Raw genomic sequence first — 13,837 nt, forward strand, 5'->3', positions numbered from 1 at the left:
TATGGAAAGAAGTTCAAGGGGCATTTTCATGAAATTTTTATAAAAAGTTATTAAAAAAGGTAAGGGTGCCTAAATGATGTGAAAAGTTCAAGAGAACGGATAATAGTGCCGCTGAGGCAGCATGGAAACAGCGAATGGAACACAAGGAGCGGAATAGTGCCGCTGGGCGAATTGTGGAAACAGTGAAAGGAACTAAAAGCAACGAAAGGAACTAAAGCAACGGAATAGTGCCGCTGGACGAGGCACAGAAGCAACGAAAGGAACTAAAGAAACGGAATAGTGCCGCTGGACGAGGCACAGAAGCAGTAAAGGGAACTAAAGAGTTGTGCCAAAACAGAATAAAGAAGCCAAACTAAAACTTAAAGCCCCATCCGCATAAACGGATGGGGCTTGATTGGTGCAGATCATCACTCTGTGGAAACAGAAGGATCTGCCTGTTCTTTAACCGGAATGACTTGAACGAAGTGGTCTTCCGGATGATTAAGAAGGGAAGCAAGCTTTGAAGCTTCTTCTTCCTGGCATTGATCTTTAAGCAATGCAACGTATTGGCCAAGCAGGTCTTTTACATCTTCCTTTCCTTTATCGGATAGAGTAGTAACAGAGACTTTTGCTCCCTTGGCAATTCTGCGCTGGATGGCTTCTTTTGTTAAGCCCATTTCCGGCTGATGTCTTAAGTAAACAACACCGCCTGTCATTCCTGCGCAGATCCATGGACCAGCATCGCCCAGGACCAGGCCTCGGCCATTAGTCATATACTCAAAGGCAAACCCTTTAATATTGGCATCTGAACCGATATTGCCGTATTCTTTTTCAGGCAGCGGCTTTTGCAGCTGGCCGCCGATAATCATATCTGCTCCAGATAATCTGATTCCGGCACGGGCGTCAGCGTTTCCTTGAGCCACAAGCAAACCTTGCTGAGCACCATAACCAAAGCCTTTACCAACAGAGCCATTGTAAAACTTGCCATTCTTGCCTTTTGCTTTAAAGATTTTAATTTGTCCGCCGAAAGAAGTTTTTCCGATGCCATCCTGTGCTCCTCCAGCAACTTCGATGTTGATGCCGAAGCTGTTGTAAGCTCCAAGGCCATTGCCCGGGATGGATCCGCCCTTGTATTTCAAATCAACTTGCGGAAGAGTTTTATAAGAACCGTCCAGTCTGTCTCTTACACGGTGGCAGGAAACCCGGCTTCCCAGTACACGCTGCTCGGAAGTGATGCTATGGAACTCACGTGACTGATGTAATTCTTCCACACTTGCGTCCAGATACTCTGCTCCAACAGCTACCTGCAGCTGGGCTTCCTGCAGGGCTTCAGGTGTTTCCTGAATAGAGAATTGGCCGATTTCAAGTGTTTTCAGAAGGTGAGTAAGATCGAGCTGATCCTGCCCCTTAATCTGTACAAGCAGGTCAGAACGCCCTACTGCATCCTGCAGGTTTTTTACACCAATTGAAGCTGCCAATGCTTTCAGTTCGTTGCCAAAAGCAGTAAACAGGTTCATAATGCCTTGGACAGCAAGGTCGAATTGGCGTGGAACAAACCTTCTTAAGCCATGTTCCTTCGCCTGTGCTTCTGAATCAATTTGTGTTGCAATCCCGACATGACAAGTATCAAGATGGCAGCCGCGGCATGTCGTACAGCCGATAGCAAGCATGGAAAGTGTACCGAAGCCTACACGGTTAGCTCCTAGCAGCATAACCTTCAATACGTCTGCTGCACTCTTGATTCCGCCATCAGCCCAAAGCTCCACACTATCGCGGATTCCTGCTTCCAGCAGGGCATTGTGGGCTGCCTTAACACCAATTTCAACCGGTAGGCCTACGTGCTGCAAGGCATGAATTCTGGCTGCGCCTGTACCTCCGTCAAAACCGCTCAATGTGATAATATCGGCGCCAGCTTTTGCAATACCGACTGCGATGGTTCCAATATTTGGTACAACCGGCACCTTTACAGCAACTTTAGCTATGTCATTGGCTGTTTTAAGTTCGTGAATCATCTGTGCCAAATCTTCAATCGAGTATATATCATGATTGTTCGAAGGTGAAATCAAATCCGATCCAATTGTTGCATTACGTGCCTCTGCAATTTTTGCAGTTACCTTGGATCCAGGAAGGTGACCTCCTTCACCCGGCTTTGCACCCTGCCCAATTTTTATCTCCAGCAGGTTGGATGAATTAAGGAGCTCTGCATTAACTCCGAAGCGCCCTGATGCTACTTGCTGTCCGCGGGTTCTCGGATATTTTCCAAGCATATCCTTAATTTCTCCGCCTTCTCCATTGAGGCTGACCATGTTCAAGCGGTCAGCACCTTCAGCATAGGCTCTGAAGGCTGTTTCATTCTGAGACCCAAAGGACATGGAGGAGATGACAAATGGCAGGTCATGCTCGCCCACATGCAAGCTGATATCCTCAGGATTTAGGTGAGAATCAGTTTCCTTAAATCCGGTTAAATGACGGATTGTTGTTGGATTCTGGTCTTCCTGTTCTGTTATTTTTTCCTTATATGCATTGTAGTCACCAGTTGAGGCAACTTCGCCGATCGCTTTCCAGATACGTGGGAAAAGGCTGAATGTTTTTCCGATCCGTTCTTTTTCATTCTGGTAATCTTCTGCTCTTGCAAAAGCATCTTCCTTTAAAGCGCTAAAGCTAAAAGAAAGCTCCTTAGATCCGAAGAAATTTACTATATTCAGATATTCGGCTAATTCTTCGTGAAGACCAATGGCAGAGAATAAACGTCCATAGCCTCTTAATTCATGAATGCCGATTGTTGAAATGACTTTTTCAAGTCCTTTAGTCAGAGCTGAGTAAAGATTCTTCAGCGGTGTTTCAGATTCGCCTAGAACTGTCATAAACATATAGTAAGGACTTATAATATCAGCGCCTAAACCGAATGCTGTGATGATATCATGAAGCGATCTGATTGAAGCTGAGCGCAGTAATAGGGAACATTCACGGCGTATAGCTTCTTTTACCAGAGCTTGATCGATTGCAGAGACGGCAAGGTGCGGATCAATCCAGTAAGCATCCTCCTGATGAGCATTGGCGTCATCGAGTACAAGCAGGGTTTTGCCATTTTTGACAGCATCAACTGCTTCTGCTGATAAGCGGTCCAATGCTTCTTTTACCGTTTCATCTTTATTAAATGTGGTAGACAGATAAGATATCAGCTTTTGTTCCTGATAGAAGCAGGTTACCTGATCGTAGGTCGGCTGATTAAGTTCATCGGAACATTCAAAGCCTGCCTTGCCCTCTATTAAAATAGGAGTCTGCAATTCAATTACTGCCCCTGGCTCCTGTTTTTCAAATAATGAAGGACGCTGGCCGATAATCGTGCGGGTTGAGAAATGCTCAGTTTCCCGGTCACGGTCAATGGCAGGGTTTGTAACGACAGCAACACTTTCCTTAATAAAATCAGCGATGTTTTTCCGCTGAGGATTTAGTGCTGCTAAAGGGGAGTCGTGTCCAAGAGAACGAATTGGCTCCGCTCCTTTTTCTGCCATTTGCTCGACAAGCTGGACATGGTCTCTCTCCCAGCCGAAGGCTTTATACTGCCCGTTATGAATCTTATCCGGATAGTTTACTGAGATGGTTTTCTCCAGTTTAGGAGATTGCAGGCGAATCCGGAAGTTTTCAGCGTCCACTCTCTTTGAAAATCTGTCAAAAACTTCAGCCTGGTAATGGCTGTGTTCGTAAACGGCAAGTGTATCGCCGTCCCATTTTAAACCAACCTTTTCACCCGGTGAAAGCGGCTTAGGTTCATTTACATATTCACTGGATGGGATGATGCCAGGCTCAGAAGAGAACAGATAGGAACTTTCAGTTTCCAGCATCCAAAGCGGGCGGAGACCCAGCGCATCGACACTGAAAACAGCCTCATCGGCAAATCGGGAAATAATTCCTGCTGGACCTTGAGCAAAATGTCCCCATGCTTCACGGATATAGGCGTACATATCCTGAAGGTGATCAGGGTATGACTTGATTTCATTCACGATAGGCGGGAACATGACATCCATTGCTTCAAAGAGGGTATAGCCATCCCTGCAGATAAACGTTTCAAGTGTCCTGCTCAGATCCTGAGAGTCACTGCCGTCTTTTACAAGCGGAACGCCAACCATTTTGGCTTCATCCCTGAGTTTGGCAATCGTGTTGATTTCTCCGTTATGTCCTAACACACTAAAAGGCTGTACGCGGAAAAAGCTTGATAATGTGTTAGTGGAGTAGCGATTGTGCCCAAGAGTCATTGTTGAAGCAACAAGAGGGCTTGCTAAATCATGGTAGTATTTAGGCAGAATGTCTCCCGCTCCCATTACTTTGTATACAGCATGATACTGGCTTAGGGAAGCGACATGAACATGTTCGTCTTCTTCAAAGTCAACAATCAATTCAAACAGCTTTTTTGAAAGCTCCCCTCCAGTTTCCTCTGCTAAACAGGCAAACTGCCAGAATACAGGATTCTCCTGAATGGCAATGGGACCTAAAGCTGACGACTCAGTTACTTCGTCAGATGCATAAATAACCATTAGTTTTGCGTCAGCAAGCTTTTGCAGCAAAATGGCTTTAAGTGATTCAGTATCCTGCTTTCTGGACATGAACACATGTCCAACGACAAATCCTTCCTTTTCTGCTGCTTTAGGATCTGCTCCTGCTTCCTTTAACTTTTCTTTCCACAGCTCTCTCGGGATATCAATATGAATCCCTACGCCGTCGCCTTCTCCATTTATAAAACCGGCACGGTGATTCATCGTAACAAGTGCGTTGATGCAGCTGAAAATATTTTCGCGGGTTGGGACTTTCTTTTTCTCCATTGCAGAAACAATGCCGCACGCATCGTGCTCCTGGCGGTGAAACTCTGTAAAAAGTGAAGGACTCCATTGCTGTAATGTCATAAAATTCGGCTGAAAATAAGGCTGTGCCTTAAAGCCGTTCACCTCCTGAAAAATAGTAATCTATAAAAATTTAATGTTTACGGGTTTTAAATGAGGCTACTGCAAAGTTAATCTTGTTTTGAAAGGATAAATGCATAGGCATTTATTAAATGAATAGTTAGATTATTCGGGACAGGCTAATAAAATTATTAACTCTTTATGTCAGCGTAATCCGCTCTTACACAAAAGATTTCTCCTATCATATCATATGAATTTTCAGAAATCAATTATTTATACAAAAAGTTGGATATGATTTAAAGGAGGACATTGGTTTATGAATAAAAAATCGCCTTGTTTGTAAACGTTTTCATTATTGGAGTTAAAGAAAACGGAAGCATTTCTGCTCCCGTTAATGTATAAAAATATGAATATTTATTCGCCTTTTAATTGCTGAAATGCATTTTGTACTGCGTGAATCGTTGCTTGGATATCTTCCTCGGTATGCGCGATTGTCATAAACCATGCTTCATATTTTGATGGAGCCAGGTTTATTCCCTGATTGAGCATCAGTTTGAAGAATTTTGCGAACATTTCTCCATCTGTATTTTCCGCCTGCTCATAATTCACAACTTTTTCTTCTGTAAAGTAAATTGTCAGGGCACCCTTTAATCGGTTAATTGTTATTGGAATGTTATGTTCTTCAGCAGCTGAGCTAATGCCTTTTTCAAGCATTTCGCCAAGTTGGTCCAGATATTCATAGACACCCGGCTGTTTCAATACTTCGAGACATGCAATTCCTGACAGAATCGAAGCTGGATTACCAGCCATTGTACCGGCTTGATATGCAGGACCTAACGGAGCTACTGTTTCCATGATTTCCTTTTTTCCGCCATACGCACCGATTGGAAGGCCGCCTCCAATGATTTTCCCTATAGCTGTCAAGTCCGGTTTTACGCCCAGCAGGTCCTGTGCGCCGCCATACATAAACCGGAAAGCTGTGATGACTTCATCATAAATGACTAGTGCACCGGCTGCATGTGTTAATTCGTTAACCTGTTCCAAAAACCCTGGTTTAGGTTCAACAATTCCAAAGTTGCCGACAATCGGTTCAACCAGGACGGCAGCGATTTGGTCGCCCCATTTTTCCAGCGCTTCCTTATATGGTTCGATTTCATTGAAAGGAACTGTGATCACTTCCTGGGCAATGCTCTTTGGAACCCCGGCAGAGTCAGGGGTTCCAAGTGTCGACGGCCCTGAACCTGCAGCAACCAGTACAAGATCGGAATGGCCGTGATAGCAGCCTGCAAATTTAATGATTTTGTCCCTGCCTGTATAGGCTCTTGCAACACGGATCGTGGTCATGACCGCTTCAGTTCCTGAGTTCACAAAGCGGACTTTATCCAAATTAGGCATTGCTTCCTTTAGCATTTCCGCGAATTTCACTTCATGAGGTGTAGGAGTTCCATATAATACTCCGCGCTCAGCTGCTGTTTTTATTGCTTCTGTAATATGGGGGTGGGCATGTCCGGTAATGATGGGACCGTACGCAGCAAGATAATCGATATACTGATTGCCGTCCACATCCCAGAAATAAGCGCCCTGCGCACGTTCCATTGCAACCGGCGAGCCGCCGCCAACAGCTTTATAGGAGCGGGAAGGACTGTTCACTCCTCCGACAATATGTTCTAAAGCCTGTTTATGCAGCCGTTCAGAATTAGTAAATTGCATGTTAATCCTCCTGATAGAATCCAATTATAAGTTCATCATTATTTTAACATGTATGGAAGGGGCTTCGTCCAATCTAAAAGGAAGGCGGACTATTCTGTATTTTAGAAAGCGTAAATGGAGCAATCTAGTTGTGAAGAATGCGCTGTTTGTCTAAACTATTTCATTAGGGCATTAATCGGCAGGAGGAGTAATGATGAATGATGCAATAACAGTAAGGAACTTAAAGAAGGAGTTTAAAGCTTATTCAAGCCGCTCAGGATTAAAAGGTGCTTTCCGTGATTTGCTTACAAGGAATTATAAGATTGTGCCAGCGGTTAACAATATCAGTTTCACTGTAAAGCAAGGGGAAATGGTTGGGTATATTGGTGAAAATGGAGCAGGGAAATCAACCACCATAAAAATGCTGACGGGGATTCTAACCCCAACCAGCGGTGAAGTGATTGTGAATGGAATGAACCCTCATAAAGACCGTGAAAAATTCGTCAGCACGATTGGAGTTGTCTTCGGCCAGAGATCTCAGCTTTGGTGGGATATTGCTGTACAGGAATCCTTCAGGCTGCTCAAGAAGGTGTATAAAGTTACTGATGAGCAATACAACAGCCATATGGCGCATGTTATCAAAACCTTAGATATTGAACCACTGCTAGATAAGCCGGTCCGGAAGCTTTCACTCGGGCAGAGAATGAGGTGTGAACTGGCAGCAGCACTCATCCATAATCCGCCGCTGCTGTTCTTGGATGAGCCGACAATTGGGCTTGATGTACTTGTTAAGTTAAAAATCAGGGAGTTTTTAAAAGAAATTAATGAAAAATATAATACAACCATCCTGCTTACTACTCATGATCTGTCGGATATTGAGGCGCTATGCGAACGCGTGGTTATGTTAGATGACGGGAAAATCATCTATGATGGGGCTTTAAAAAGCCTTAAGGAAAAATGGGGAGAGGGGAAGGAAATAGAATTTCAATTTCTTGAAGAAGTGGATCTTAGTGATTTAAACAAAATAACGGCATCATCGGAAGTGAAATGGGAGAAGGATGAGAAAGAAGCGATCTTTACAGCCTTTGCAGAGGATAATGATGAACTGATTTCCCTGCTGATAGCTAAAGTCGTGGCGGAATTGAAAGTGAAAGACATCAATATTAAAGAAACTTCAACTGAGGAAATAATTAGAAAAATTTATGACCGGGGGATCTCTTAATGAAAGGATTTATTTATATCGGGGGGGGGTGTTCCTGTGGATAAATATATAGAAATGATTCGGATCCGCTTTTTGATGATGCTTGCCTACCGAACGAATTACTATACAGGCATTCTGATATACAGCATTAATATTGGCGCTTACTATTTCTTGTGGAGCGCCATTTATGGAGAAAAAGATGCGATTGAGGGAATGTCTGTGATCCAGATGTCGACATATGTGGCTGTAGCCTGGATGGCGAGGGCATTTTACTTTAATAATATAGATCGGGAAATGGCTGCTGAAATTAAAGAAGGTAAAGTAGCGGTGGAACTGATCCGCCCATATAATTATTTGGGCATGAAAACGATGCAGGGATTGGGAGAAGGGATATTCCGTCTCTTCTTTTTCTCGGTTCCGGGAATGGTCATTGTCTCGTTTATTTTTCCGCTCCAATTTTCTGGGGATTGGACTACCTGGATTTTCTTTGCTGCATCGATTTTATTAAGTTTTCTTATAAATACGCAAATTAATTTGCTGACAGGTATTACCACTTTCTTCTTATTTAATAATACTGGGCTTATCCGGGCGAAAAGAGTTGTAATCGATCTCTTTTCCGGCCTTCTGATTCCTATCAGCTTTTTTCCGTTATGGGCACAGGATGTCTTAAGATTTCTTCCTTTTCAGGGGATCAGCTATGTGCCGAGTATGATTTTTACTAATAGTTTTTCGAATACTGAAGCCGTTCAGGCGATCGTGATGCAGGGTGTATGGGTGATTGTTCTAATCATACCAATTCAGGTTTTGTGGATCATAGCGAAAAAACAGCTCATTATTCAAGGAGGGTGACAGATGTTTTATATAACTATTTTCTTTCAATATGTCGCCCAATATATGAAAACAAGAATGCAGTACCGTGCAGATTTATTTGTTGAGATCTTTTCAGATCTATTATTTCAGGCAGTTAATTTAATTTTTATCTTAGTAGTCTTTGGCCATACAAATCTCCTTGGGGGCTGGACAAGGGATGAAATTATCTTTATTTACGGATTTTTCCTTGTTCCCTATGCACTGTTTTCATCTTTCTTTAATATCTGGGATTTTAATGAGAGGTATATTGTAAAAGGAGAACTCGATAGGATTTTGACCCGCCCGATCCATAGTCTATTCCAAATCGTTTTAGAACGGATGGAACTTGAATCTCTTTTTGGGGCTGTTACTGGAATTGCGGTTATGATTTACGCCGGTAACAGTCTTGGGTTAGAGATAAGCTGGACAGATCCATTCTTATTCTTCATATTTGTGATAGGTGGAATGCTAGTGTACGGAGGCATCTTTGTCATGATTGCCTGCATCAGCTTTTGGGCGGATGCCAGAACATCAATCATGCCGATGATGTACAACATCGGGAATTATGGAAGGTATCCGGTTGATATTTATAACAGTGTCATACGCTTCGTCTTAACCTGGGTGCTTCCGTTTGCCTTTGTTGGTGTATATCCTGCTTCATACTTTTTGGGGAAAGAGGAATGGTTTTTGTATTCCTTTTTAACGCCTGTAATCGGTATAGTATTTTTCGGCATTTCAATCCTGACTTGGAATTCGGGTGTTAAGCGTTATCGCGGTGCGGGCAATTAAAGCCGGGTTATAAACCTGGCTTTTTTTATGGGAAGAAATTCTGGCTATAAGCAGAAAGACGTTTCAGAGACAGGCTGTCATACAGGACTGGCCATAAGCGTATAAATGAATTGAAAAGCATTTCGAAATGAGGTGCAGTATGGCATTTTATTTATCGCTGATTTTAATTGTGCTGTGCATGATCATGAGTCTGCAGACTCTTTTTTCATCCGCCAAGATAAAAGGAAGATGGGTTTCTGTTGAGAACTTTCTTTATCTAATAAGTTTGTATGCAACGATTATGATTGGGTTTGGCCTGATATATATTTGGCTTGATTTACATGGGCTGGTGGTTTTAATGGATGGCACTGACTATATGGAAACTGGTTTCCTCGAAAGACTGGAGACGGGCTTTTATTTTAGTGCGGTAACCCTTTTTTCGGTTGGGTATGGAGATATCAGTCCTATTGGAATAGGCAGGCTGATCGCGGTACTTGAGGCTTTGATTGGCTATGTGATCCCTGCAGCATTTGTAGCCAGGGTGGTATTTGATGCAGGTGACCGGGCTCCATAATGCCAGGAGTTGTTTTTGAACAAAAAGTTGGATAGGCTTAGAGTAAGAAACTTATCCAACAGGAGGAATAAAAGATGACAATTTCAATTGGAGAATTGGCACCGGATTTTGAACTGGCGGCAAGCAATGGTGAAAAAATAAAGCTATCAGATTACCGCGGGAAAAATATTGTTCTTTATTTTTACCCAAAAGACATGACGCCTGGCTGCACAACTCAGGCATGTGATTTCAAGGACCGGCATGAGAATTTTGCAGAAGTGAACGCAGTCGTTTTAGGAGTTAGCCCCGATCCCCTCAGCAGGCATGAGAAGTTTATTGAAAAGCATGGATTGCCTTTCCTGCTGCTTTCAGATGAGGACCATAAAGCGGCAGAGACGTACGGTGTCTGGAAACTGAAAAAGAACTTCGGAAAAGAATATATGGGCATTGAGCGTTCCACTTTTATTATTGACCAGGAAGGCAAACTGGTTAAAGAGTGGCGCAAGGTGAAGGTAAAAGGGCATGTCGAGGAGGCACTGGAATATATTAAGGAGAATCTGGCCTAGCTGTAAATGGGTTGCCTATTTTTTAACGGAACAAGGCTTTTGTCCATTCCTAAGAACAAGTTTTGCATATCATTTTATTAGGGCATACCTCCTCAGATACTTTTTCGAAACGGACCTGAACAGGTTCGTTTTTTTTATATTTATTATTTATGCCGAGGAAAAAGTGCACTTGAAAAAAATAACCGAATTTCACATGCCTGCCTGGATGTTTTTGAAAAAGAGAGCCTCTGCCTAAAGGGCATCCATTATGGAGTATTGAAGGAAGTACAGTCACTCCTCATTTACCAAGCAGAACAAAAAGCTATTTGCCCAGATCTTTTGAAATTTTTAAGCATAACCTTCATACATATATAAAAAATAACAAAGATTATATTAACGTGATCGATTTTGAAAGAGGGTATTAAGATGAGGATTTATACAAAAACGGGAGATAAGGGAACAACGTCATTAATATACGGGCAGAGAGTCGGTAAAAATGACATTAGCGTTGAGGCTTACGGCTCATGTGATGAGGCAAATTCAATGATTGGAATGGCCTTAAGCTATCTAAAAAGTGAGTATTTCAGCGGCAAAGAAAAAGTGGAACAGGTATTTCATAAAGTGCAGACAGACCTGTTTCATGCAGGAGCAGAGCTGGCAACGCCTGCTGGAAAAGAAGTTAAATGGACGATAAAAGAAGAGGATATCACCTTCATGGAAAAGCAAATTGATGAGTGGGAAGCTGACCTTGCAGAGCTTAATAACTTTATATTACCCGGCGGTCATCCTTCGGGAGCTGCATTCCATGTGGCTAGAACGGTGGCGAGGAGAGCGGAACGATGTGCGGTCTCACTCGGCGAAGAATTGAATCCGCTCGTTTTAGTATACCTGAACCGATTGTCAGATCTGCTGTTTGTTGCTGCCCGATTTGTCAATCATCATTTAGGTTCTGGTGAGCAATCGCTTCACTCTGAAAAGAGTTGATTCCCTTTATTAAGGAGTTTGTAATATTGACAAATGTGGTAAAAAATTAGTACACTATTTATAAAGATTATAAAGTAAGAATATTTGTTGGAAAAGAGGTGCATGGCGGTGGCGCATATGGAATTAAAAGAGGCGCTGGATACTTTAAAAGACACTGGAGTCCGTATCACTCCGCAGCGTCATGCGATACTTGAATATTTAATAAACTCCATGTCACACCCTACTGCTGACGATATATACAAAGCATTAGAGGGTAAATTTCCAAATATGAGTGTGGCAACAGTTTACAATAATTTACGAGTATTCCGTGAGGTTGGCCTGGTAAAGGAACTGACATATGGTGACGCATCTAGCCGCTTCGATTTTGTAACCACTCATCATTATCATGTCATATGTGAAAGCTGCGGCAAGATTGTAGACTTCCACTATCCTGGTCTTGATGAAGTAGAGCACCTTGCTTCACATGTTACAGGTTTTAAAATTAGCCATCATAGAATGGAGATTTACGGAACGTGTCCGGAATGTGCAAGTAAAGAAGCTCACTAATAAATTATTTAAAGCTGCCGGCTGTGTGCTGTCAGCTTTTTATTTTTCCATTAAAAAACCGGCTGTCATTTAGCCGGTCATTCTTGAACTTGAGTATGAAGCAGGAGATAAATCAGCTCTGCTTCGTATTTTTTTTGTTGTATTTTTCATCAAATTCAACGCCCTCAAGTTTTGGATCGAGCGTTAAAGGTTCATTACAGTACATGCACATATCAACGCGGCCAAGCATCTTTGTATGTTTTCCGCAATTAGGGCAAACCACCTGCACGGTTTTTGTTGAAAGCATGCCGATCCAAAAATATACACCGGTGCTAGCAAGAATGCAGAGCATTCCAAGAAGCATAAATATTGTCATGAGAAGAGCGGAATTCCTAAAGAATATTCCGAGATACATAACGATAAATCCGATAAAAATTAAACTAAGGGCAAATGTACGAATCTTATTGATTTTATTTGAGTACTTAGCCATTCTGCTCCCTCCTAAAAACTAACTATACCATACTCCTTTTGCTTAAATAAATATTAATATAGAATGGTGTCGAAAAATGTCTCACATTTAGGAAGGATTTCATTTATAATTGTCGAAGATATACGCTATCAATAAAATGGAGGAATTATGATGGAAGATATTCTCCGTCCTATATATCAAGAACGGGCAAGCCAGACAAACACTCTTGGCGTGATTATGACCGAAAAACTGCATAAAGCGATTCCTGCTACTGATACATTTGATGCTGTACTGCTGATCCTTGTAGAGGAAGCAGATGAACCTGTGTTTGTTAAACATTACACATATAAAGATAAAAAGGCTGCTCTTCATATCGTGACAGACAAGCAGCTTCGTGAATGGATCCTGCTGGGGACGAACCGAAAGATCTTTGACTGGCTCTATAATGGGAAAGTTTTATTTGATCGAAATGAATATATTCATAACCTGAAGGTGGAATTAAGAGAGTTTCCGTTCTATGGGCGAAAATTAAAAATGGGTCTTGAGTTTGCCAAGCTGATTAGAAGATATATGGATGGCAAAGCCTTTTTTGAAAATCGCCATTATTTCGATGCCTATAACCATATTGTTCATTCCCTTCATCACCTGGCCAGGCTGGCTGTTATCGAAAATGGATTCCATCCAGAGGTAACTGTCTGGAATCAGGTAAAGCAAATTGAACCTGAAATAATGAAGCTATATGAAGAATTGGTGAATAGCCAGGAGCCTCTCGAAAAGAGACTGGAGCTTCTATTCCTTGCAAGTGAATTTTTAATTCATTCAAGAACTAAGCAAGGAATCAGCCATCTTGCAGATGTGCTTGCTGAGAAAGATGAATGGTCCATCCACGATATTATGAACCATGAGGAGCTTTATCTATATGCAGTTGACTTAAGCATGCTTCTTGAGTATTTGATTGATAAGCATTTTATCGAAGTAGTAAATGTGGAAACAAAAGGTCAAGGGATTTATCACAGGTATTACAAACTCAAAAAAAAATTATCGTAAAAAAACTTTAAAAGTTATTGACCTTTATTTAAATCCTTGTTATATTTATATCCGTCGCTGCGATATGAACGAAAAACATTTTCACAGACGACGGATAACTTATAAAAAAAGTGTTGACAACTAAAATCAGCACGTGTTATATTTATAAAGTCGCTTCTGAGCGATCAGGTAAAATATAACAAAGAGAAATTGATCTTTGAAAACTGAACGAACATAAACGTCAACGTTAAATCTTTAGTCTTTTTTGAAAAGACAACTTATGAGCTTAATCAACTCTTATATGGAGAGTTTGATCCTGGCTCAGGACGAACGCTGGCGGCGTGCCTAATA

At 41.9% G+C, this 13,837-nt stretch carries 11 protein-coding genes; 8 read left to right on the forward strand and 3 right to left on the reverse strand.

Annotated features, from left to right (window positions below; translation table 11 throughout):
* Positions 1 to 407: 407 nt before the first annotated feature.
* Positions 408 to 4,880 (reverse strand): glutamate synthase-related protein, encoded by a 4,473-nt coding sequence (locus tag JI665_RS18665; RefSeq protein WP_206842596.1) that lies wholly within the window; start codon positions 4,878 to 4,880, stop codon positions 408 to 410.
* A 411-nt stretch (positions 4,881 to 5,291) separates the two neighbouring features.
* The gene (locus JI665_RS18670; RefSeq protein ID WP_206842598.1) at positions 5,292 to 6,587 is read right to left on the reverse strand and encodes a glutamate-1-semialdehyde 2,1-aminomutase; all 1,296 of its coding nucleotides are present in this window, start codon (positions 6,585 to 6,587) and stop codon (positions 5,292 to 5,294) included.
* A gap of 193 nt (positions 6,588 to 6,780) precedes the next feature.
* Between JI665_RS18670 and JI665_RS18675 the strand changes: the two genes are divergently transcribed.
* From JI665_RS18675 to perR, 7 genes are all read left to right on the forward strand, one after another.
* Positions 6,781 to 7,788: an ABC transporter ATP-binding protein gene (locus JI665_RS18675; RefSeq protein ID WP_206842700.1), complete on the forward strand. Its 1,008-nt coding sequence runs from the start codon at positions 6,781 to 6,783 to the stop codon at positions 7,786 to 7,788.
* Between the two features lie 36 nt (positions 7,789 to 7,824).
* Positions 7,825 to 8,616, forward strand: coding sequence for an ABC transporter permease (locus JI665_RS18680; RefSeq protein WP_206842600.1), 792 nt, complete (start codon positions 7,825 to 7,827; stop codon positions 8,614 to 8,616).
* Positions 8,617 to 8,619: 3 nt separating this feature from the next.
* Positions 8,620 to 9,405 (forward strand): ABC transporter permease, encoded by a 786-nt coding sequence (locus JI665_RS18685; protein ID WP_206842616.1) that lies wholly within the window; start codon positions 8,620 to 8,622, stop codon positions 9,403 to 9,405.
* A gap of 139 nt (positions 9,406 to 9,544) precedes the next feature.
* Positions 9,545 to 9,958: a potassium channel family protein gene (locus tag JI665_RS18690; protein ID WP_206842618.1), complete on the forward strand. Its 414-nt coding sequence runs from the start codon at positions 9,545 to 9,547 to the stop codon at positions 9,956 to 9,958.
* A 74-nt stretch (positions 9,959 to 10,032) separates the two neighbouring features.
* The gene (bcp, locus tag JI665_RS18695; RefSeq protein ID WP_206842620.1) at positions 10,033 to 10,503 is read left to right on the forward strand and encodes a thioredoxin-dependent thiol peroxidase; all 471 of its coding nucleotides are present in this window, start codon (positions 10,033 to 10,035) and stop codon (positions 10,501 to 10,503) included.
* A 405-nt stretch (positions 10,504 to 10,908) separates the two neighbouring features.
* The gene (locus JI665_RS18700; RefSeq protein ID WP_206842630.1) at positions 10,909 to 11,466 is read left to right on the forward strand and encodes a cob(I)yrinic acid a,c-diamide adenosyltransferase; all 558 of its coding nucleotides are present in this window, start codon (positions 10,909 to 10,911) and stop codon (positions 11,464 to 11,466) included.
* Between the two features lie 108 nt (positions 11,467 to 11,574).
* The gene (gene perR / locus JI665_RS18705; protein WP_166672513.1) at positions 11,575 to 12,012 is read left to right on the forward strand and encodes a peroxide-responsive transcriptional repressor PerR; all 438 of its coding nucleotides are present in this window, start codon (positions 11,575 to 11,577) and stop codon (positions 12,010 to 12,012) included.
* 112 nt (positions 12,013 to 12,124) lie between these two features.
* Here perR and JI665_RS18710 read toward each other — a convergent pair whose 3' ends face one another.
* Positions 12,125 to 12,481 (reverse strand): YgzB family protein, encoded by a 357-nt coding sequence (locus JI665_RS18710; RefSeq protein WP_009335859.1) that lies wholly within the window; start codon positions 12,479 to 12,481, stop codon positions 12,125 to 12,127.
* 150 nt (positions 12,482 to 12,631) lie between these two features.
* Here JI665_RS18710 and JI665_RS18715 point away from each other — a divergent pair, with 150 nt between their 5' ends.
* Positions 12,632 to 13,507 (forward strand): nucleotidyltransferase-like protein, encoded by an 876-nt coding sequence (locus JI665_RS18715; RefSeq protein ID WP_206842701.1) that lies wholly within the window; start codon positions 12,632 to 12,634, stop codon positions 13,505 to 13,507.
* The last annotated feature ends 330 nt before the right edge of the window (positions 13,508 to 13,837 follow it).

It is taken from the genome of Bacillus sp. NTK034 (assembly GCF_017303275.1).
Taxonomy (GTDB): domain Bacteria; phylum Bacillota; class Bacilli; order Bacillales; family Cytobacillaceae; genus Cytobacillus.

What these genes read in the sequence shown, in the direction of transcription:
- JI665_RS18670 (WP_206842598.1), bottom strand. Translation starts at nt 6,587, where the DNA reads ATGCAATTTACTAATTCTGAACGGCTGCATAAACAGGCTTTAGAACAT.
- JI665_RS18710 (WP_009335859.1), bottom strand. Translation starts at nt 12,481, where the DNA reads ATGGCTAAGTACTCAAATAAAATCAATAAGATTCGTACATTTGCCCTT.
- bcp (WP_206842620.1), top strand. Translation starts at nt 10,033, where the DNA reads ATGACAATTTCAATTGGAGAATTGGCACCGGATTTTGAACTGGCGGCA.
- JI665_RS18715 (WP_206842701.1), top strand. Translation starts at nt 12,632, where the DNA reads ATGGAAGATATTCTCCGTCCTATATATCAAGAACGGGCAAGCCAGACA.
- JI665_RS18675 (WP_206842700.1), top strand. Translation starts at nt 6,781, where the DNA reads ATGAATGATGCAATAACAGTAAGGAACTTAAAGAAGGAGTTTAAAGCT.
- JI665_RS18700 (WP_206842630.1), top strand. Translation starts at nt 10,909, where the DNA reads ATGAGGATTTATACAAAAACGGGAGATAAGGGAACAACGTCATTAATA.
- JI665_RS18690 (WP_206842618.1), top strand. Translation starts at nt 9,545, where the DNA reads ATGGCATTTTATTTATCGCTGATTTTAATTGTGCTGTGCATGATCATG.
- JI665_RS18665 (WP_206842596.1), bottom strand. Translation starts at nt 4,880, where the DNA reads ATGACATTACAGCAATGGAGTCCTTCACTTTTTACAGAGTTTCACCGC.
- JI665_RS18685 (WP_206842616.1), top strand. Translation starts at nt 8,620, where the DNA reads ATGTTTTATATAACTATTTTCTTTCAATATGTCGCCCAATATATGAAA.